Origin of the sequence: Catenulispora sp. EB89 (assembly GCF_041261445.1) — a bacterium.
Taxonomy (GTDB): Bacteria; Actinomycetota; Actinomycetes; order Streptomycetales; family Catenulisporaceae; genus Catenulispora.
In genome coordinates this window covers 30,481-49,843 of record NZ_JBGCCU010000007.1, presented here as the reverse complement: position 1 = coordinate 49,843, position 19,363 = coordinate 30,481, and the positions used below count along the sequence as shown (strand labels likewise).

Genomic DNA, 19,363 nt, shown 5'->3' with positions numbered 1-19,363 from the left:
TGTCTTCAATTCCTACCTGGTTACTCGACAATACACTGGTGGCGGGGCGTACCATAGCCCCCATGCACAAATCCGCCGCGGCTCCGACCGGCTCGGTCGGCTCCGTCGGCTCGGTCGGCTCCGTCGGCTCGGTCGGCACCGTCGAGACGCGGTTCCTGGACCTGCCCGAGCCGATCGCGCTGGAGTCCGGCCGGGAGCTCGCCGGAGTGCGGGTGGCGTACGAGACGTACGGCCGGCTGTCCCCGGCGCGCGACAACGTCATCCTGGTCTGCCACGCCCTGAGCGGCGACGCGCACGCCGCCGGCGTCGCCGCGAGCGCACCGTCGGCCGGGACCCGCGACGGGTTCGCCGCCGAGGACCGCGACGGCGACGCCGGTGCGGGCCTGGGGTGGTGGGACGGGATGATCGGGCCGGGCAAGGCCTTCGACACCGAGCGATACTTCATCATCTCTACCAACTTGCTGGGTGGGTGTCGCGGGACCACGGGTCCGTCGTCGACGAACCCTGAGACCGGACGGCCCTACGGCCCGGACTTCCCGGTGATCACGGTCGCGGACATGGTGCGGACCCAGCGTGCGTTCCTGGACCAGCTCGGCATCTCGCGGCTGGCCGCGGTGGCCGGCGGTTCGCTGGGCGGGATGCAGGCCCTGGAGTGGGCGATCCTGTTCCCCGACCAGGTCGACGCGGTGGTGGCCATCGCCTCGACGCATGCGCTGCATCCGCAGGGCGTGGCGTGGAACGCGATCGCGCGGCAGGCCATCATGGGCGATCCGGCGTGGCAGGGCGGTCGGTACTACGGGACCGGGCAGGCGCCCGACGCCGGGATGGGGGTGGCGCGCATGGTCGGGCACGTCACCTACCTGTCGGGGGCCGCGCTGGAGGCGAAGTTCGCCCGGCGGCTCCAGGACGGCGACGACATCCGCCACACGTTGCGCGAGCCGGAGTTCGCGGTCGAGAGCTATCTGAGCCATCAGGCCGCCTCGTTCGTGAAGCGGTTCGATGCGAACACGTATCTGTATCTGTCGCGTGCGTTGACGTACTTCGATCTGGCGCGGCAGCATGGCGGCGGGTCGCTGGAACGCGCGTTGGAGGGCATAAAGGCCCGGACCTTGCTAATCGCGTTCAGCTCGGACTGGCTGTATCCGCCGGCCGCGTCGGCCGAGATCGCCGACGCGCTGGGGGCGCTCGGCAAGCCGGTGGACCACCACCTCATCGAGGCGCCCTACGGCCACGACAGTTTCCTGCTTGAGGAAGCACGCCAGATCCCCATCGTCCGCCGGTTTCTGGAGCATCGGTTCGCGGCGGACGGGACCGAGACGACGACGAGGACTTCATGACCGGCGAACCCCGCCCCCGTACCGAGCAGCCGCACGAGTTCGGATTCGAGACGCGCCAACTGCACGCCGGGCAGCGTCCGGATCCGAACACCGGGGCGCGGGCGGTGCCGATCTACCAGACGGCCAGCTACGTGTTCGAGGACCCGGAGTCGGCGGCGGCGTACTTCAACCTGCAGGAGTACGGGAACACGTACTCGCGGATCATGAACCCGACCGTCGCGGCGTTCGAAGAACGGGTGGCGAACCTGGAGGGCGGGAGCGGGGCGGTCGCCTTCGCGAGCGGGATCGCGGCGCAGGCGGCGGCGTTGTTCACGCTGCTGGAGCCGGGCGACCACGTGGTGTCGTCGTCGGCGCTGTACGGCGGGACGGTGAACCAGTTCAAGCACCTGTTCCGAAAGATGAACGTGGAGCTGAGCTGGGCCGATCCCGACGACCCGGACGCCTGGGCGGCGGCGGTGCGGCCGAACACGAAGGCGTTCTTCGGGGAGACGATCGGGAACCCGGCGGGGAACGTGCTGGACATCGAGGCGCTGGCCGGGATCGCGCACGCGCACGGGCTGCCGCTGGTCGTGGACAACACATTCGCGACGCCGTACCTGTGCCGGCCGATCGAGTGGGGCGCCGACATCGTGGTGCACTCGGCGACGAAGTTCCTCGGCGGGCACGGGACGAGCATCGGCGGCGTGGTGGTCGAGGCCGGGACGTTCGACTGGTCGAACGGGCGGTTCCCGGTGGTGGCCGATCCGTCGCCGGCGTACCACGGGCTGCGGTTCCACGAGACGTTCGGGGCGTACGGGTACCTGATGAAGCTGCGGGCCGAGACGCTGCGCGATCTCGGCGCGGCGCTGTCGCCGTTCAACGCTTTCCTCTTCCTGCAGGGGCTGGAGACGCTGTCGCTGCGCATGGAGCGGCACGTGACCAACGCGGGGCTGGTCGCGGCGTTCCTCGACGAGCACCGGCTGGCGGCGAACGTGACGTATCCGGGGCTGCCGGGGAGCAAGTACCAGCCGCTGGTGGAGAAGTACCTGCCGCGCGGCGCCGGGGCGGTGTTCTCGTTCGACTGCGCCGGCGGCCGGGCCGGCGGCCAGGGGCTGATCGGCGGCGTGACCCTGTGGTCGCACCTGGCGAACGTCGGCGACGCGAAGAGCCTGATCATCCACCCGGCCAGCACCACCCACCGGCAGCTCTCCGACGACGAGCTGCGCGCCGCCGGCGTCGGCCCGGGGACGGTGCGCCTTTCGGTCGGACTGGAGTCGGTCGAGGATCTGGTGTGGGACCTGGAGCAGGCTTTCGGGCAGGTCGGCGAGGCGGTCGGACTCGGCTTTCCAACGAAGGGTGACGCGGCATGAGCGAGCTGGAGCGGTATCAGGACCCGCTGACCATTCAGCGCGTGCTCAACTCCGCGCGCACGATCGCGGTGGTCGGGCTGTCGAACAACGAGCTGCGCGCGAGCTACTTCGTCGGGTACTACCTCAAGCGGCACGGGTACCGGGTGATCCCGGTGAACCCGCGCGAGACCGAGATCCTCGGCGAGCGTTGCTTCGCGAGCCTGCGCGAGATCCCGGAGCCGGTGGACGTGGTGAACGTGTTCCGGGCGCCGGACGCCGTGCCGGGCATCGCGCGCGAGGCGGTGGAGATCGGGGCGGGGGCGCTGTGGTGCCAGTTCGGGGTGGTGAGCGAGGAGGGCTCGCGGATCGCCGAGGAGGGCGGGCTGAGCGTGGTGGTGGACCGGTGCATCAAGATCGAGCACGCGCGGTATGCGGGGCGGATGCACTGGCTGGGGTTCAATACGCAGCGGATCACTTCGGTGCGGACTGGGTTGCAGTAGGTCGCGCAGTCCTGACTTGTGACGACTCGAAGGCCGGGACCTGAGGCCCGGCCTTCGAGCGTGTTCGGGGTGCGGCTTCGCGCCGCCCCCCGCCGGTGCCGGACTCGCCGGCCGCCCGCTTGAGACGAGCCGGCACCGCACTGAACCGCCAGAGGCCCCCCGGCACCCAGCGTGCTCAGCTCAGGGGTGTTACAGGGTGTCGACCTGGAACAGGGCCCTGCGCAATTCGGCATTGGTCGTCTTCATGCCCCACCAGGGCATGAAGACGTGGTGAACGCAGGGGATCACAGGCTGCGGGAAGACGGACCGCTGCAGCGGTCAGAATTTCGGGCGGGCCAGTCCTGGGGAAGGTCTTCACCGTCGGGCGGGGGCCGGGCCCGGACAGCGCCGGAGTACGCACGATAACAGCTTGCGACTGTATACGTACCCTGCGTTGCGCCCTCAGTCTGCTCCGATCTACAGCGTTCCGCAAGAGCCCGCGCCGGGTGCGGGCCGCCGTCCGCAGATCAGACCTCGATGACGGTTGCGACCAAGGTTCCAGACCGGCCCGGTGTGGCTTGCGGGCGCGGGCCGTTAAGGGTGGCGTTTCCCCGCCAACCGCCGATCGCGTGTTCGCACCGTTAGTCTGGCGATGAGCCCGGTGGATCCGGGCCGGTTTCCCTGGACCCCGGAGACGCAAGGCCGCCGCCAGCCTCTGGAGCCTGCCGTGCCCGCATCCGGAACGTCCACCCCTGAGTATCAGCCCCCGTACTTAACCGGCCCCGGCGGCGCGCCGCTGGAAGCGCTGCGGGTCGACGTCCACGGGCACGCCGCCGGGCGGGTCGTCGTCCTCGTCGGCGAGTTGGACATCGCGACGGTTCCGACGCTGACCGACCGCCTGGCTCGGTCGGACGACGCGGCCGGGTCGACCGGCGCGGCCCGCCCGCGCCTGGCCGCCGATCTGTCCGGACTCGGGTTCTGCGACTGTGCGGGCCTGGGGGCACTGGTCGGGATCCACCGTCACGCCATGGAACAGGGCGGGTGGCTACGGCTGTGCGCGCCGCCGGCCAGGATACGCACGATACTTCGGATAACCGGGCTGTCACGGGTGCTGCTGTGCTATCCGACTGTCGCGGAGGCGTTCGCCACATCCTCAGACCCGGAACGAGCGACTCGCGCAGGAAGCCACGTCGCGGGTGACGATTCCGCTCCCGGACCGGTCAGTGCCACAACTCGATGTTCTTGAAGTGGGTCTCCGACTTGGCGCCGGAGAGGTTGTAGACCCCGTTCTTGAAGTAGAACTGCGTACCGGCCGGCTTGGTGTAGTGAGTGCTCAGCGCCAGGCGGTTGTTCACCCAGATCTGGACGAGATGGGTGCTCGGGTTGTACGCGGCGTCCAGATGGAACCAGCTCCCGACGATGTTGGTCGCCAACAGCGTCCCGACGCTGTTGTACAGGTTGCCGTTCTTGGTCTGGATGTAGATCGCCTCGCCCTGCCCGTTGACGTGCACCTGCATGATGCACGTCCCGGTGGTGCCCGGGTCGATCTCGACGTCCGAGGACCACAGGTGCTCGCCGCTCGACCAGTTGCTGCCCCAGCGCATCTCGGTGCGCGCGCCGGTCTTGGTGCCCGACGAGTAGCCCTTGTCACCCTTGAGGATGAAGAGGTTGTAGACGCCGCCGGTGATCGAGAACCGGGCGGACTCCGGCAGGTTGTACGGGTGCTGGACCTTGTAGGTGTCCGTGTACTGAGTCAGTCCGGACGTGGGATCCGTGGAGCTCCTGGGCACCGGCGCGGCCTGCGCGGTACTCGCGAAGAAGCCCGCGGTGGCGGCGGCACAGGCGGCCGCGGTGACGATCGTCGAACGCTTCATCGTGTCCTGACTCCTGTTCCTCGTGCGGTCGAACCATCGAGGGTCATGGTAGGCGCGAGAAACCAGATCTCATATATGAGATGCCAAAGATTTTAAGATCTTTTGCCCCAGACATCCGATGAATGATCGCCGAGGGTCGGCCTCAGCCCCCTTGATCAGGAATTTTGCCATGCGTAAAGGTTCTTTACCTTGCTGGCTCATCCGATGTGATGCTCACTCAGTGGCGTGGCATCATATATTCTCGTCCTGCGGAGCAGGGGCACACCACGCCGTACTTCCGGTCTCGCGGTCGCGCTGGCCACGGCGGCCGCCGCAGTCACCGCGGCGGTCTTCAACGTCAAGAACTACGGGGCCACCGGGCGTGGATTCGGTGGCGGGACACGCGATCGGGGAGATCACCAGCAGCGGCGTGTCGGGGTGGCCGTCGCGGATCGAGGAGAGGCCCCGCTGAGGCAGGAGCGACTTCGTCGAGAAAAACAGCGGCTCGCAGGCTGTTCCGATCGGGCATATCCACCGCGCGGTGCACCACGCCGTGGACCGCCTGACCGGACACCGGGGACGACCGGTGAGCCTGCGAGCCGGGTGACTGTTGGAGATTAGCCCGCCGCCCCGGACCTGCCGGGCGAGGCGCTGTTGGCCTCGTTCGCGGGCGGGGCGGCTAGCTGACAGCCACCTCACGCGTCCTGGTACTACTCAAGTCAGGATCACCTCCTTTCATGTGTGCGATCACGATAGGCATGCCGGCCTCGACTGCGCAATGGATTTGCGGGCGCTTCCGATCCGGTGCACGTCGGCGGGCGCCGGTTGCCGTGCGGAAGCCCGACGTGATCTGGTGGAGGCAGCATCGCGTGCCGGTGGCGGACTGCGTCAGGCATGGAGGTGGAGGATCGAAGGGACCGCCATCCGTGGCTTCCCCAGCAGGCGACCGCGCGGTCGCCTTGAGCTTGCAGCTCGCCCAGGCACATCAGCGGCTTCGCGACCAGATCCGCGAGGTCAGAGCGGGTGTCGGACACCGTCGGCGGGGCCAGGACACTCTCGTGACGCACTGCCTGGCCTTCTGTCACGCGCTGACCTCGCACCATCGTGGCGAGGACGAGGAGCTGTTCTCGGACTTGCTGCGCGAACGACCGGACCTCGCGCCGACGGTCGCGAAACTGGTCGAGGATCACGCGATGATCGCCGGAATCCTCGTTCGGACCCGCGAGCTCGCGGAAAAGGCAGCTGTACCGGGCGGAGGCGAGAGCACTGAGGCGATCGGTCGTGAGCTCGACGGACTCGCGGCGATCATGGAGTCCCACTTCCGCTACGAAGAGCGGACCGTCCGCCAGGTGTTCAGCCAGTACAGCCAGTAGATCGAAGTCGGGCCGTACAGCGGACAGGGGAGCCCGCTGCACGGCCCGCGACCGCCGGGACGCACCGCATGGGGGATCGGGTACGCCGCGGGGGCCGTGCCGAGCGGTCCGGCGGATCGGACGCGTCCGGCAGCTCAGGTGGCCTGAGGGGATCGGAAGCGTGGTCGGCGGGATGTGGGGAGGCCACACGGTCCTGCTCACATCCCGCCGACCCCAGAGTCGCAGCGCCCCCTAACACCGGCCTAACACCGGCATCGCAGAGGCCTGTCAGGCCCGATCAGGGGGCCAGCAGCGCACGCGCCGCGCGTGCCGCGGCGTCGAAGGGTTCGATGTCGCCGACGGCTCGGCAGATCACCTGCGCGCCCTCCAACATGCTGATCAGCAGTGCCGCGGTGTCCGCGGCCTTCTTCTCCGGCAGGCCGGCCGCGGCGAACCGGTCCGTCAGCTCCCGCAGCCACGCCGTGAACGCTCCCCCGGCGGTGCGGCGCAGCTCGTCGTCGTCGCTGGAACCGACGCTGGCCGCGGCGACCGCGCAGCTGTAGCCGGTGATCGACGCCTGCACGACGGGACGCACCGAGGCCACGAAGGCCTCGGCGACGGCCTGCGGGTCGGCGCCGTCCAGGTCGCCCAGGGCGCCGCGGACCCGGTCGCCGAAGCGCTCGGCGGCCTCGGCGACGAGCTGGTTCTTGCCCTGCGGGAAGTGGTGGTAGATCGCGCCGCGGGCGGCGCCGCTGGTCTGCAGGATCTCGGTGAACGACATGCCCGCCACGCCGTGCCGGCTCAGGGCGTCGACGGTGGCGTCGATCATGCGGTCGCGGGTGTCCGAGGCCATCGTCCCGTCGTCTCCCTCACTGCTGCGCCGCGCTGCTGCGCGCTTGACTAGTACGCACATCCTAGTCGAGACTTGCGGTCCGGAGCTAGTACGCACGTACTAGCTAGTCAAAGCCCTCCGAGAGGGGAACCCCCATGCCCATCACCGTGACCGCACCGCGCGGCGTCCTGACGCCGGCCGGCGAGCGCGAGATCCTCCCGCGCCTGACCGAGGCGCTGATCGAGGTCTCCGGCCTGACCGGCAACGAGTTCTTCACCAGCGTGGTCGGTGGGACCGTGCACGTCCTGGACCCGCACGACGTCTACGCCGGCGGCGTCAACCGGCCGGTCGTCATGGTCGAGCTGAAGCTGCCGAACATCGGCCTGGCCGACCAGCCGGCGCGCGCCGCGTTCATCGCGGCCGCGACGGACGTCGTCGCCGACCTCGCGGGGCCGGAGCACCGGCGCGAGGACACGTGGGTCAACATCCTGAACGCCCCGGACGGCGCCTGGGGGCTCGGCGGGAAGGCCTACACCGGTGAGGCGCTGATCGCTGCCATCACCGGGACCGCCGGGTAGTCGGAGTCGGAGTTCGGGAAGTATGCCGCACGCGGGTTCGGACGCCGTATTGCACGGCGTCCGAACCCGCGAAGGTCAGGCCGGTAGGAAGCCTCAGCTCTGGCGCGTGTAGATCAGGCCGAGCTTGTCGACCTCGGTGGCGGAGCGGCCGTAGAAGCCGGCGAGCTGCCAGCCGGTCGGGGGGGTGTAGGCGGTGCAGTCGGAGGTGACTGTCCCGCCGGCCAGCACCCGGCCGGCATCCGTCGTGTACTTCGCGTAGAACAGCCGCTCACCGCCGTTGTACTGGCCTTCGCACAGCTCGACCGAGGCGATGTGCTCGCCGCTGTTCAGCGTCAGCGACGCCGGGGTACCGCCGGTGCCGCCGTGGGTGAACGACGTGCCGTTCGCCAGCGTCAGGCCGACCTGGTCGACGCGGTTGCCGGCGCTGAGCGCGACCGTGGTCGCGGCGGTGCCGGCCGGGATGGCGGCGCCGTCGGTGAACGACGTGCCGCCGTCGCCGCCGAACAGGTCGCTCTGCTGGTAGTCAGGGTTCTGCGACCAGCTGAAGTCGGTCAGGATCGGGTCCATGTCCGACAGCATCGCGCCGGCGGAGTCCAGGAACTTGGCGTGCTCGTTGTTGTACGCGGTGGCGCTGAGGGTGATCTGCTTGCTGCTGCGGTAGAAGGTCTTGTTCGTGACCTCGCAGGTGTTCGTGATCGCCGCCTCGTCGCACATCAGCGGCGGCGCGCCGGCCGGCGGGGCGACGCCGCCCTGTTCCAGCTGCACCCAGGAGTCGGTGAGGCCGTTGGCCGCGACGAAGTCCGCCAGCTGGTCGTCGCCGCGCGTGTAGCGGCTGTTGGTGTCGCCGGCCACGATCACGGCGTCGCCGGCGGAGTTGGCTTGCAGGAACGCGGTCAGCTGCTGCCACTCGTTCTGCCGAGCGGTCTCGTCGCTGCTGCTCGTGCCGGCGTTCAGGTGCAGGTTGTAGTAGTCCACGTACACCCCCGGCGCCAGCCGCAGCCGCATCACCGAGAAGCCCTTGGGCGTGAAGCAGTCGCCGTTGTCGGGGTAGCAGCTGGACCACTTCGTCCGGCTGAACTCGCTGAACTGGTCGTCGGACACCGTGTTCAGCCCGTCGCCGAACCCGGCCGGACCGCTGGTCGCGGTGCGGTTGGCGTGGTTGTCACCGGCGTAGATGTACGCGTGGTAGTTGAAGTCCTCCTGCATGTTGACCACGTCATAGGGCTGAATCCGCTGCCCGATCTGGGTGGCGGCGTCCTCCATCGACAGCTTCGTCGGCGGCTCGTGCACCACCGGCAGCCCGGCCACGTTGTAGTTCAGCAGCGAGAACGTGCCGGAGGCCGCGGCGGCGGAGTGCGCGGCCGGGGCACTGGCGGCCACCGTGACGCCGAGCGGGACGACACCGGCGATCAACACGGCGGCGACGGTGCGGATCTTCCTCATGATGGTCCTGTCTCCTTGCATCAGTGGTTGGAGCGGATACGGACGGTCAGGCCGGAAGCGGAGTAGTGCGGCTCGGCGCGGAAGCCGGGGGTGGAGACGGTGATCGAACGGAACGCGCCCCGCAGGTCGCAGGCCTCGATCACGCGGAAAGTGCGGTCGGCACGCCGCAGGTCGCAAGACGTCACATCGAGGACCAGAGAGCTTCGGTCCTCCACTCGTGCCAAGCCTTCGATGCGCAGCGCCGGACCGCCGTCGACGAGCTTCACGCCGAGCGTGCCACCGGCGACGTGCAGGTCTCCGGTGCCGAAAGCGGTGCGGGACGCCGCGACGAGAACACCGCCGTTGATCGTCGTACCGCCGCGGTACTCGTTGTCGCCGGACAGCGTGAGCGCCCCGGTCCCCGACTTGGTCAGGCCGCCGTCGCCGTCGATGTCGTTGCGCCAGGCATCGGAGGCGTGGAATCCGCCGGCGGAAGCGTTCATGACGAGGCGCACGTCCTGCGCGAACGAGCCGTACCCGTCGGCAGCGGCGAACAGGCTCAGCCGACCCCACAGCTCAGGACCGTCCAGCACCGGATGCCCCGACGGCAGCGCCGTCGTCCGCAGCACCTCACGACGCTGCGCCGCGTCGAGGTACGGAAGCCGGGTCTCCAGCAAGACCTCAGCGCCCTGAGGCACGGTCATGGGCTGACGGCTTGAGCTCTCGCCACGGCCAGCAGGCAGGCCGTACGTAAAGAAGCCCTTGATGGCGGCGGCGTTGGCTGCGCGGTCGGCATACGGGTCGGCCGAACGCGCGGCAGAGTGTGCGTACGCGAACAAGGTGTCGGGAGTCGTGCCGGTGCGAGACGTGAAATAGGCGAGAGCCTGAGCGCGCGCCGCGCTCTTCGCCGCGGCGTTGGCCGGGTCGGCGAGGATGGCGGCGGCCAGCGCGGTGCCCAGGATGCGGCCGCCGATGACGTCGACCGCCGAGTGCATACCGGCGACGATCCGCGAGTCGGCGAGCTCAAAAGCCCTGGTGACCAGCTCCTGGAACCGCTCAGGGACCGCATAGGCGTAGGCCAGCCCGGCCAGGAAGAACGCGTTGGTGTGCCCGCTGGGGAACCCGCCGTCAGAGGCCGGAGTCGCGCTGCGCTGCCGCAGCAGCTGCGGAGCGACGATGACGTCCGACTTGTAGACGGGATAGCCGAACGCGTCAGTGGCGCCGGTGTCGACGACAGTACTGTCCTCGGTCATACGCCACGGCCGCGGATAGTTGTAGGACGCCTTCGACGGATTGCCCGAGGAGTAGTTGCCGCGCAGCGTCTGCTCCAACGCGACCACGACACCGAGGGCGGACGCGGTCGAGCCGGGCCCGGTCGCCGAACCAGCCGGCGCGCCGGGCGGCACGACATCGTTGACCGTGGTCGGCGGAGTCCCGTCCGGAGCCGACGTAATGCTGGTGACCGCCATGGCACCGGTCTTGTAGAACGACGCGAGCGGGCCCAGGCCGTCGATCATGCCGTAGCTCTGGTCCTGCCGGTCGTGGATGAACGCCTGCTTCGCCTGCTCAGTGGTGCGGTGCTTGGTGATACGTGCGCTGTGCCGCATGTTCGCGCGCAGGACATGCGCGTCCAGCACGTGGCCGGTGTTCCACGCGGTACCCGGCGCCCACAGCCGCGCCATGCCCGCCAGGATGCGCACCGCGGCGTTGTCGTCGGCGGTCACGTTGGTCGAGACGTTGGTGGTGTAGTGCTCGACGAAAGGCGACAGCGCACTGGTGTCGGCTGCGGCTGCCCGCCCCGCGAAGACCAGGGACTCGATCGTCGGCGCGGCGATCAGAGCCGCCGCGGTGCCGGCCGAACCGGTCAGAAACCGTCGTCGGCCCAGGGTGCTGGCTGTTCTCATGGCGTCCATTCCGTAGCGGGGCGCGGCTTCGGGGTGAGCCGGTGGCACGGAATGTAGAGAACGAAGACGGCACTGCTGGGCACGGTCGGCTGAATAGTACTCGTCGGTAGTGTTAACGGTCACACCGTACTGCGGACGGGGATTCGCGGATACCGCGAATCCCCACGCCGCTTACTGCACGGCCAACCGCACCGCGCCTACAACCCGCCGAGCCCGTTCGGCGTGCCGACACCCGTCGGCGCGTCGTACCCGGGCCCCGCGACGCACAGGTAGTCGCCGCCGCAGTCCCAGTCGGCGTTCGTGCCGCTGGTGACGTCGAAGAAGTCCGCGGCGTGCGAGTAGACGTACTGCGCACTCGGCAGCGCCGAGGAGTTCCCCGCGAGCGCGATCATCCCGGCGATGATCGGCGACGAGGCGCTGGTACCGCCGAACACGCCCCAGCCGCCCTCGACGTACACCGCGACGCCGGTGTTCGGGTCGGCGACCGCCGACAGGTCGGCGACGGTGCGGTTCGGGCAGTGCGCGTCGTGCTGCCACGCCGGCTTCGCGATGTAAGCCGAGCAGCCGGATCCGCCCCCCTTCCACGCTGTTTCACTCCAGCCGCGCGCCGACGAGGTCGTCTTCGTCAGGCTGGTCCCGCCGACCGCGATCACGGTGCTCAACGACGCCGGCCAGGCTCCCTCGATGAAGCCGTGGTCGCCGCTGGAGACCGTCACCGCGACGCCCGGATGCTGGAACGCGGAGTTCAGATCCTGGTCCGGCGTGCTCTCGTCGCCGCCCCAGCTGTTCGACACCGCCACGGCGCCGGAGCCGGTCGCGGTCCGCTCGGCGGTGGCCATGGAAGTCGAATCGGTGTTGTCCGACTCGACGAGCTTGATGTGGCAGGCCGGGCAGATCGCGGAGACCATGTCCAGGTCGAGCGAGACCTCGGGGCTCCAGTCGTCGTCGGGGTTGTGCACGGGCAGCGGCGAGGCCTGGCCGTGCTCGTTGACCTTCGTGAAGCAGCCGTTGGCGGTCGTGCACGCCGGCAGGCCGTAGGTGCTGCGGTAGACGGCGAGATCGGACTCGGCCTGCGGATCGTCGTAGGCGTCGACGATCGCGACGGTCCGCCCCGCGCCGCCGGTGGTCGGCAGCTTGTAGGCGGACAGGAGGTCGGCGCGGGCGAAGCCGTCGGGCTTGGCGCCCTTGGCCAGGCTGCTCGCCGGGCTCTTCGCGCCGGAGAGCAGCGCGAAGCAGCGGACGTGGCCGGTCGCGGCGGTCGGGCAGACGGCGTGGACGTCGGCGCCGCCGCCCGAACCGGATCCCCCCGAACCTCCGGACCCGCTCACCGCGATCCCGCCGGGCGCGTTGACCAGCGCGGCGTGGTGCACGGTCTCGTCCAGCGTGGCTCCGGCGGCGTCGGTCGCGCTCATCTTCAGCGCCAGGTAGCCGGCCTTGGTGCCGGCCGGGACCGACCAGGTCGCCGAGACGTGACGGCCGTCGCCGAGGGCGACTGTCGTCGGCTGCCAGGTGGCGCCGTCGTCGTAGGAGACAGAGACACTCGCCTTCTTCACCACGCTGCTCGCGACGCCGGCCTGGTGCTGGAACGTGACGTCGAGGGTGCCCGTTCCGGTTGGGACGGAGTCGTGGCCGTCGGTGACGAACCGGGCCTGCGCGTAGAGGATCGGGACGGGGGTCGAGGCGGCGGTCTTCGCCGAGTCGAAGCCCCATGAGATCTGCGTGTGCGTGGACAGCGCGGTGGTGCCGGTGTCGTGGGTGGTGTCCAGGGAGTAGACGTAGTGGTGCTTCGCGGCCGGGAGCGTCTGCGTGAACAGCTGTCCTTCGGTGCCGCCGCTGTAGATCTGCTTGCCGTCCTCGGTGATCGTCGTTGGTCCGTCGCTCCACTGGCCGACGTCGCCGGAGCCGTCGGTGTCCATCTCGTCGACGCCGTTGAGGGTGTTCCCGCTGCGGCAGAGGAAGCAGGGTCCGTCGTAGGTCGAGGGCGCCGGGGTGATGACCGTTCCGCGCCAGGCCAGCGTCAGGTGCTCGCCGGGGGTCGGCACGAAGTCCCGCTCGAGTTCGCCGTCGAGGGAGCCGCTGTTGGTGACCGGGAGCATGAGGCCTTCGTAGGAGGCACCGGCGACTGCCGATATGTACTGGCGGCCTGTGGACGGGGCGTGGACGGTGACCGCGGGCAGCTCGGGGAGCGCCGGGCCGGAGGAGCCGACGCGGTTCCACAGGTCGGACAGGGTCAGGTCCTGCTGCGGCTCGTCGGTGGCGTAGGTCGAGTCGACGGTGGCCAGCGGTCCGGCGTCATAGGTCTGCGAGGCGGGGACCTGGTCGTAGTTCGGGAACGCCAGAAGGTAGCTCGCCGATGCCGTGGTCTGCCGGCCGAACATCGAGAAGTTCAGGGTGCCGTAGGTCGCCTTCGCGGCGCTGCCGACGTAGAAGCGGGTACCGGCCAGCGCGCCGATGTCGAGGAAGTCCATGTGCGCCGCGGTACCGCGGTCCCAGCCCACGACGGCGGCGGCGAAGGTGCTCGGCTGCGGGGTCGTGAACGCGACCTGCTGCGCGGTCCGCCCGTCGAGGGCGACGGCGGTGCCGGCGGCCGGGACGGTCACGTCGGTGACCGTGAGCACATCCGTTTCGGTGGAGTTGCCGGCGGCGTCGGTCTCGAAGGCGGCTACCGCGACGCTGTAGTGGCCGGCCGGGACTTCGACGCGGGCGTCGCCGGCGGTCATGATGCCGTCCCAGTTGGCCTTGGTCGGGTCGTCGGTGTTCACGGCGATGACCTCGGCGGCTTGGACCGGGTTGCCGGCGTGGTCGAGGGCTGTGATGTGCAGGGAGGTCATCGGGTAGAAGGGCGTCGCGGCGCCGGCGGTCTTGGCCGGGTCGGCGGTCGGGGCTGCCGACCCGACCTGGAAGGCGTCCAGGGACGAGATCTTCCCGATCTGCGACACCGGGACGACGGTGATCCGGCCGTCGACGTTCGAGGTCACGGCGGCCGCGGAATGCCCTGCTGCCGGAAGGAAATCGGCTCGCGCGCTCTGGCCGGATCCGGTGACGCGCACGTGGTCGCCGGTAGGGAGTTGGTAGATGTGCTCTGTGGTGGAGGCCGCGGAGGCGGCAGGGGCGGCGGACGTGGCGGGCGGCGTGGCGGGCGCCGGGGCGGGGGTGGCCGCGACCACGGCCGGTGTCGCGGCGACCGCAGCACCGACCAGGGCAGCGGCTGCCGCGAGGCAGACCCGCCGTTGTATCAGACGTCGCACTTCGGAATCCTCCAGACACCGACGGGAATCAGGCATCGAAGAATCTAGGAGTGGATCGCGAATCGAGTCAAGCTACTTAACCAGATTTCGTCTGATGGCCGGCGGCCGGTCCTGCCTACAGCCCCAGATCGCGGCCGACGATCTCCTTCATGATCTCGGTGGTGCCGCCATAGATGGTGGAGACGCGCGAGTCGAGGTAGTCGTGGGCGATGCGGTATTCGAGCATGTAGCCGTAGGCGCCGTGCAGCTGCAGGCAGCGGCCGACGATGTCGACGTAGTGCTCGGTGGCCCAGAACTTCGCCGCGGCGGCGTCGACGGCGCTGAGTTCGCCGCGCGACTGCCGGGCCAGGAGGTCGTCGATGTAGGCGCGGCCGACGCGGGCGGTGGTGACCATCTCGGCGAGCTGGAAACGGGTGTTCTGGAACGTGCCGATCGGTTGGCCGAAGGCCTTGCGTTCCTTGACGTAGTCCAGGGTGCGCTCCAGGACGCCTTCCAGAGAGGCCAGGGCGTTGGCGGCGATCGAGATCCGCTCCTGGGGCAGGTTGCGCATCAGGGCTTTGAATCCGGAGCCCTCCTCGCCGAGGAGGTTGGCGGCCGGGACGCGCAGGTCGGCGAAGAACAGCTCGCTGGTGTCCTGGGCGTGCAGGCCGATCTTCTCCAGGTTGCGGCCGCGGGAGAAGCCGGGGCGGTCGGCCTCGATGACCAGCAGGCTGATGCCGTCGTGGCGGCCGGGGCCGGTGCGGACGGCGGTGACGACGAGGTCGGCGTTCTGGCCGTTGGAGATGAACACCTTGCTGCCTTTGACGATGTAGTCGTCGCCGTCGCGGACCGCGGTGGTGCTGATGCCGGCCAGGTCGCTGCCGGTGCCGGGCTCGGTCATCGCGACGGCGACGATGAGGTCGCCGGCGGCGATGCCGGGGAGCCAGCGGGCCTTCTGCTCCGGGTCGGTCAGGTCGGTGAAGTAGGGCACGACGATGTCGCTGGACAGCGACACGCCGGCCAGGCCGTCGGAGACCGGGTGGCGGGAGAACTCCTCGCCGATCACGGCGTTGAAGCGGAAGTCGGTGACCCCTCCCCCGCCGTACTCCTCGGGGATGTTGAAGCCGAGGATCCCGGCCTTGGCTGCCTCCTGGAACAGCCAGCGGTCGACTCTGCCCGCGGCGCGCCAGCGGTCGGCGTGCGGGACGGCGTGCTTGTCGACGAAGGCGCGGACGGTTTCGCGCAGCAGTTCGTGCTCCTCGTCGTAGAGCGAGCGCTGGGTGGAGATCACGTCGGACATCACATACTCCGTTCGGGGACGAGCACCGGCGACGGTCGGGGGCCGCCGCTCATCGCATGCGCAGTGTGCGCAGCAGGGCGAGCTGGCGGTTGGTCTTGGCGACGAAGCGTGCCGCGGGTTTGCCCGGCGGCGGGCCCAGCGGCAGGAGCCGCTGTTCGGCGACGGTCTGGCTCTCGGTGTACTTGCGGATGCCCTCGGCGCCGTGCCGTCTGCCGCTCTTAGCACAGCGGGCCGAGGTCGGGACGGGCTCGTCCGCCGGTGAGGACGCTCGCGCCTTTGGCGACGGCGTCGTCGACGTGTGCTGAGACGGCGGCGAGTTGGGCCGGCGAGACAAGGGGCCGAGGTCCGCGGCGTAGTCGTAGGACTGGCCCAGTCGCAGGGCCTTGGTGCTCCGGACGAGCTCGGATCGGAAGGCGTCGTAGGCGAGGTCGGCGTCCGCGCGCACGATGAGCGGGTTCTTGCCGCCAAGTTCGAGCGAGGCCCCGACCAGGCGCCGGGCGGCGCGTTCGGCGACGGTGCGGCCGGTGGCGGTGGAGCCGGTGAAGCAGACGAAGTCGACGGCGTCGACCAGGGCGGTGCCGACCACGGCCCCGGAGCCGGCGACGATCTGCCACAGGTCGGCCGGCAGGCCCGCGTCGGCCATCAGGGCCCGGCTCCACAGCAGGGTCAGCGCGGTCTGGGAGTCGGCCTTCGACACGACGGCGTTGCCGGCGAGCAGGGCCGGCAGGACGTCGCCGACGCCGAGGTAGAGCGGGTAGTTCCAGGGGGAGACGATGCCGACGACGCCTTTGGGGACGCGGACTTCGCGGACCTTCGTCAGGCCGGGGATCATGCCGCGGACGCGGTTCGGGGCGAGGTAGTGGCGGGCTCGGCGGGCGTGGCGTGGAAGCGTGCTTTGCCGGTTTCCCACTGGATCAGGTCGAGCACCTGGTCTTGGCGCTCCAGCAGGAGGTCGTGGCGGGGACAGGTCGAAGGGGGCGATGGCGGTGAAGGTGTCGACGGCGCGCGGACTCTGGCGGGTTTGGCCACGGCTCTCGTCGCGGCTCACCCAGGCGCACCACTGCGCGATCAACGCGTCGGTCACCCACGCAGGTCGCGCGCTCGCCGCGGTCGTGGTCACACTCACGCGGGCTCCTCAGGGGTACCGGACTGGTTCGGGGGGCGCTGCGCGACGACCGGCGGAATCCGGGCGGTGTCAGGGCCCTTGCCGACCTCGACGCGCCTCGCTATGTTAATCGGAAATCACAGCATCGGACAACCTTGAAACCTCCCGTTAGCCACGCTGAGACGGTGATCAAGGGCGATGTATGACCTACCAGGAAGTAGGTAAGTGAATGAAAAATCTCAGCAGAAGACGCGCGCTGTCACTGGGTGGCGCGGTGGGGCTGGCGAGCGTGGCCCTGGACGTGCCGAAGGCCTGGTCGTGGTCGTCGGCGGGGTCGATCGCCGGGACGGACACGGTCACCGATCCGTTCTCGGTGTGGGACCCGGTCCCGGACCAGGTGGCGGCGCAGATCCTGGCCGACGGCGCGACGGCGTCGGTGAACAGCGCGTGGCAGGCGTGGATCCGGAACTCCGCGCCGCTGCCGTCGGGGATGCCCGGGTATCTGACGTCGTACTTGCAGGGCGTCAACCAGCTGCCGTCGTGGGCCGACACCGCGAAGCTGGCCGCCGCCGGGCAGGCGTACCAGCAGTGGATGCCGTACATGGAGGTGGCGATCGTCTTCGGCAGCGGGATCCTGAGCACGGTGATCCCGCGGGAGGCGCGCGCCGTCTACTACTCGGCCGGCGGTGCAAACATGAAGGCGCGCGCGGCGAAGACCTTCACGCTGGCGTTCGACATGATGGCCGCCGACTCGTGGGCGCCGACGGGGCACGCGATCGTCAGCGCGAACAAGACGCGGCTGGTGCATTCCACGGTGCGCAACCTGCTGCCGACGTCGGCGAAGTTCGAGGCGACGGCGGATGAGCCGAAGCCGATCAGCAACGGCGACATCCTGCGGACGTTCCACTCGGTCGGCACGGCCAACCACCTGACCATGGCCAAGTGGGGGGTGTCGATGTCGGCCGACCAGCAGGCCGCCGACCTGCACGCGTGGCAGGTGGCGCTGCACATGCTGGGCGTACAGGACCAGTTCATCCCGGCGAGCTGGGCCGACGCGGTCGCGCAGGCGCAGCAGATGCTGTGGCCGAACCTGGTGGCGACGCAGGAGGGCGTCAGCCTGGCGCAGACGCTGCTGGGGTACATCGAGCAACCGACGTTCGGACTGGACACGGGGTTCGTGAACGAGTTCGTGCGGTACACGCTCGGCGACACCTACGCCGACTGGCTGGGCCTGGGGCACGATCTGATCTCGCGCGGCGTCATCGAGGTCGGGTGGCCGGCGTTCGTCGCCTTCAGCCAGGGGCTGACGTGGATCGCACCGGGGAGTTACGGGTTGATCGACGCGTTCGTGCAGGGCGTTTCGAACCTGTTCCTGAGCAATGCGACGTCGGTGAACAACACGCCGATCACGCTGCCGAGCGCGAACCGGCCCGGCGCCTGAGCCGATTCTTGCCCTACGCCAGTCCCAGGGCGCTCACGACCAGGGCCGTGACGGCGTCGCGGTGCTCGGGCGCGTCCTGCCAGCGCAGGCGGCGGCCGGCTTCGACGACGACGCCGAAACCGGCGTGGATCAGGACCCTGGCCTGGCGCGGGTCCAGGTCGGGGCGGGCGGAGCGGAGCTGCTGCTCCCAGACGGCGATGTGCTCGTGCTGGGCCAGGATCAGGGGCTGCTTCAGCTCGGCCGGCAGGCCGGGGATCTCGGCTTCGGCGATGCTGGTGAGCGCGGTGTACTCGAAGCTGTAGGCGACGTAGGTCGCGGCGAGGGCGACGACGGCGGCGTGCGGGTCGGTGACGTCCTGGAGGTTCTGGTCCACGGCCTGCGCGAGGAGCGCCGCGGCCTGGAGGCAGGCCGCCACCAGGATGTCGACCTTGCCGGGGTAGTGGCGGTAGAGGGCTGAGGGCGCCAGGCCCACGGCTTCGGCGATCTGGCCGTTGGTGACGGTGGCGAAGCCGTCGCGGGCGAACAGCGGGATGGCGGCGGCGAGGATCTCGGCGCGGCGGGTGCGCGGGACGGGTTGCGCGGGCATTTCGACGTCGTGCGCGGCCGCCGGTACAGCGCCGGGCGCCAGGTCGGTGGCGACCACGCGCAGGGCGGCGGCCAGCAGCAGCTCTTCGAGGCGGCGCTGGGCGATGGCGGTGTGGTGCATGGTGATGGAGCCGATCCCGCCGAGGGCGGCCGCCGCGCGCAGGTCTTCGTTCGGGAGCTGATACTCGCGCTTCACGGCCTCGGTGACGCGCCCGACCAGGCGCGCGAACGTGGCCCCGAGCCGCCGCCGATCCTCGCGGTTGAGGTAGCGCGCCTCCCAGCGGTAGACGCCGCCGGAGGCGCGGTGGGCGACGGTCACCTGGATGAGGGGGCGCAGCACGTCGGCCAGGGCGGCGTCGGACGGGACCTCGTCGAGGGCTGCGACGAGGCCGTCGACCATGAGCTCGGCGCACTCGGCGAACAGCGCGTACTTGTTCGGGAAGTGCCGGTAGAGCGCGGCGGCGGTGATGCCGACGCCGGCGGCGATCTCCTCCATGGAGGCCGCGTGGTAGCCGCGTGCGCTGAAGACCGCGCCGGCCGCCTCGACGATGAGCTGCTTGCGGTTGCGGGGCCGGGTCGCGGCGGCCGGCGCCGACGCGGTGGGCTCGGCTGTCACCGGC

At 69.9% G+C, this 19,363-nt stretch carries 15 protein-coding genes; 7 read left to right on the top strand and 8 right to left on the bottom strand.

Going from position 1 to position 19,363, the window contains the following annotated elements:
* Nucleotides 1-62 precede the first annotated feature (62 nt).
* The 4 genes from ABH920_RS16825 to ABH920_RS16810 all read left to right on the top strand — a co-directional run bounded on the left by ABH920_RS16825 (nucleotide 63) and on the right by ABH920_RS16810 (nucleotide 4,390).
* The gene (locus ABH920_RS16825) at nucleotides 63-1,337 is read left to right on the top strand and encodes a homoserine O-acetyltransferase (protein ID WP_370349934.1); all 1,275 of its coding nucleotides are present in this window, start codon (nucleotides 63-65) and stop codon (nucleotides 1,335-1,337) included.
* Nucleotides 1,334-2,686 carry an O-acetylhomoserine aminocarboxypropyltransferase/cysteine synthase family protein gene (locus ABH920_RS16820; protein WP_370349933.1) on the top strand — a complete coding sequence of 451 codons (1,353 nt, stop codon included), beginning with the start codon at nucleotides 1,334-1,336 and terminating at the stop codon, nucleotides 2,684-2,686. The genes ABH920_RS16825 and ABH920_RS16820 overlap by 4 nt, the downstream gene beginning before the upstream one ends.
* Complete coding sequence (locus ABH920_RS16815; protein ID WP_370349932.1) at nucleotides 2,683-3,165, top strand: CoA-binding protein; 483 nt, start codon at nucleotides 2,683-2,685, stop codon at nucleotides 3,163-3,165. The genes ABH920_RS16820 and ABH920_RS16815 overlap by 4 nt, the downstream gene beginning before the upstream one ends.
* Nucleotides 3,166-3,796: 631 nt before the next feature.
* Nucleotides 3,797-4,390 carry an STAS domain-containing protein gene (locus ABH920_RS16810; RefSeq protein ID WP_370349931.1) on the top strand — a complete coding sequence of 198 codons (594 nt, stop codon included), beginning with the start codon at nucleotides 3,797-3,799 and terminating at the stop codon, nucleotides 4,388-4,390.
* On the opposite strand, the gene ABH920_RS16805 is transcribed toward ABH920_RS16810, so the two are convergent.
* Nucleotides 4,365-5,018 (bottom strand): polysaccharide lyase family 7 protein, encoded by a 654-nt coding sequence (locus tag ABH920_RS16805; protein ID WP_370349930.1) that lies wholly within the window; start codon nucleotides 5,016-5,018, stop codon nucleotides 4,365-4,367. The two genes, ABH920_RS16810 and ABH920_RS16805, sit on opposite strands and share 26 nt — an antisense overlap.
* 905 nt (nucleotides 5,019-5,923) lie before the next feature.
* Here ABH920_RS16805 and ABH920_RS16800 point away from each other — a divergent pair.
* A complete protein-coding gene (locus ABH920_RS16800) occupies nucleotides 5,924-6,370 on the top strand; it encodes a hemerythrin domain-containing protein (RefSeq protein ID WP_370349929.1) in 447 nt (148 codons plus the stop codon).
* Nucleotides 6,371-6,647: 277 nt separating this feature from the next.
* Here the strand turns inward: ABH920_RS16800 and ABH920_RS16795 are convergent, their stop codons facing one another.
* Nucleotides 6,648-7,202, bottom strand: coding sequence for a TetR/AcrR family transcriptional regulator (locus tag ABH920_RS16795; RefSeq protein WP_370349928.1), 555 nt, complete (start codon nucleotides 7,200-7,202; stop codon nucleotides 6,648-6,650).
* 134 nt (nucleotides 7,203-7,336) lie between these two features.
* Here ABH920_RS16795 and ABH920_RS16790 point away from each other — a divergent pair, with 134 nt between their 5' ends.
* Nucleotides 7,337-7,759, top strand: coding sequence for a hypothetical protein (locus tag ABH920_RS16790; protein WP_370349927.1), 423 nt, complete (start codon nucleotides 7,337-7,339; stop codon nucleotides 7,757-7,759).
* Between the two features lie 93 nt (nucleotides 7,760-7,852).
* On the opposite strand, the gene ABH920_RS16785 is transcribed toward ABH920_RS16790, so the two are convergent.
* The 5 genes from ABH920_RS16785 to ABH920_RS16765 all read right to left on the bottom strand — a co-directional run bounded on the left by ABH920_RS16785 (nucleotide 7,853) and on the right by ABH920_RS16765 (nucleotide 16,738).
* A complete protein-coding gene (locus ABH920_RS16785; protein ID WP_370349926.1) occupies nucleotides 7,853-9,202 on the bottom strand; it encodes an endonuclease in 1,350 nt (449 codons plus the stop codon).
* A 20-nt stretch (nucleotides 9,203-9,222) separates the two neighbouring features.
* The gene (locus ABH920_RS16780) at nucleotides 9,223-11,085 is read right to left on the bottom strand and encodes a phosphatase PAP2 family protein (protein ID WP_370349925.1); all 1,863 of its coding nucleotides are present in this window, start codon (nucleotides 11,083-11,085) and stop codon (nucleotides 9,223-9,225) included.
* Between the two features lie 197 nt (nucleotides 11,086-11,282).
* The gene (locus ABH920_RS16775) at nucleotides 11,283-14,333 is read right to left on the bottom strand and encodes a hypothetical protein (protein WP_370349924.1); all 3,051 of its coding nucleotides are present in this window, start codon (nucleotides 14,331-14,333) and stop codon (nucleotides 11,283-11,285) included.
* A gap of 115 nt (nucleotides 14,334-14,448) precedes the next feature.
* The gene (locus ABH920_RS16770) at nucleotides 14,449-15,612 is read right to left on the bottom strand and encodes an acyl-CoA dehydrogenase family protein (protein WP_370349923.1); all 1,164 of its coding nucleotides are present in this window, start codon (nucleotides 15,610-15,612) and stop codon (nucleotides 14,449-14,451) included.
* A gap of 49 nt (nucleotides 15,613-15,661) precedes the next feature.
* Nucleotides 15,662-16,738, bottom strand: coding sequence for an aldehyde dehydrogenase family protein (locus tag ABH920_RS16765; protein ID WP_370349922.1), 1,077 nt, complete (start codon nucleotides 16,736-16,738; stop codon nucleotides 15,662-15,664).
* A 208-nt stretch (nucleotides 16,739-16,946) separates the two neighbouring features.
* Here ABH920_RS16765 and ABH920_RS16760 point away from each other — a divergent pair, with 208 nt between their 5' ends.
* The gene (locus ABH920_RS16760; protein WP_370349921.1) at nucleotides 16,947-18,158 is read left to right on the top strand and encodes an oxygenase MpaB family protein; all 1,212 of its coding nucleotides are present in this window, start codon (nucleotides 16,947-16,949) and stop codon (nucleotides 18,156-18,158) included.
* Nucleotides 18,159-18,171: 13 nt separating this feature from the next.
* Here ABH920_RS16760 and ABH920_RS16755 read toward each other — a convergent pair whose 3' ends face one another.
* Complete coding sequence (locus ABH920_RS16755) at nucleotides 18,172-19,359, bottom strand: TetR/AcrR family transcriptional regulator (protein ID WP_370349920.1); 1,188 nt, start codon at nucleotides 19,357-19,359, stop codon at nucleotides 18,172-18,174.
* Nucleotides 19,360-19,363: the final 4 nt, after the last annotated feature.

Excerpts from the sequence above, each read along its gene's own strand:
- ABH920_RS16790 (WP_370349927.1), top strand. The coding sequence starts at position 7,337 with ATGCCCATCACCGTGACCGCACCGCGCGGCGTCCTGACGCCGGCCGGC.
- ABH920_RS16760 (WP_370349921.1), top strand. The coding sequence starts at position 16,947 with ATGAAAAATCTCAGCAGAAGACGCGCGCTGTCACTGGGTGGCGCGGTG.
- ABH920_RS16810 (WP_370349931.1), top strand. The coding sequence starts at position 3,797 with ATGAGCCCGGTGGATCCGGGCCGGTTTCCCTGGACCCCGGAGACGCAA.
- ABH920_RS16795 (WP_370349928.1), bottom strand. The coding sequence starts at position 7,202 with ATGGCCTCGGACACCCGCGACCGCATGATCGACGCCACCGTCGACGCC.
- ABH920_RS16820 (WP_370349933.1), top strand. The coding sequence starts at position 1,334 with ATGACCGGCGAACCCCGCCCCCGTACCGAGCAGCCGCACGAGTTCGGA.
- ABH920_RS16780 (WP_370349925.1), bottom strand. The coding sequence starts at position 11,085 with ATGAGAACAGCCAGCACCCTGGGCCGACGACGGTTTCTGACCGGTTCG.
- ABH920_RS16770 (WP_370349923.1), bottom strand. The coding sequence starts at position 15,612 with ATGTCCGACGTGATCTCCACCCAGCGCTCGCTCTACGACGAGGAGCAC.
- ABH920_RS16785 (WP_370349926.1), bottom strand. The coding sequence starts at position 9,202 with ATGAGGAAGATCCGCACCGTCGCCGCCGTGTTGATCGCCGGTGTCGTC.
- ABH920_RS16825 (WP_370349934.1), top strand. The coding sequence starts at position 63 with ATGCACAAATCCGCCGCGGCTCCGACCGGCTCGGTCGGCTCCGTCGGC.
- ABH920_RS16805 (WP_370349930.1), bottom strand. The coding sequence starts at position 5,018 with ATGAAGCGTTCGACGATCGTCACCGCGGCCGCCTGTGCCGCCGCCACC.
- ABH920_RS16815 (WP_370349932.1), top strand. The coding sequence starts at position 2,683 with ATGAGCGAGCTGGAGCGGTATCAGGACCCGCTGACCATTCAGCGCGTG.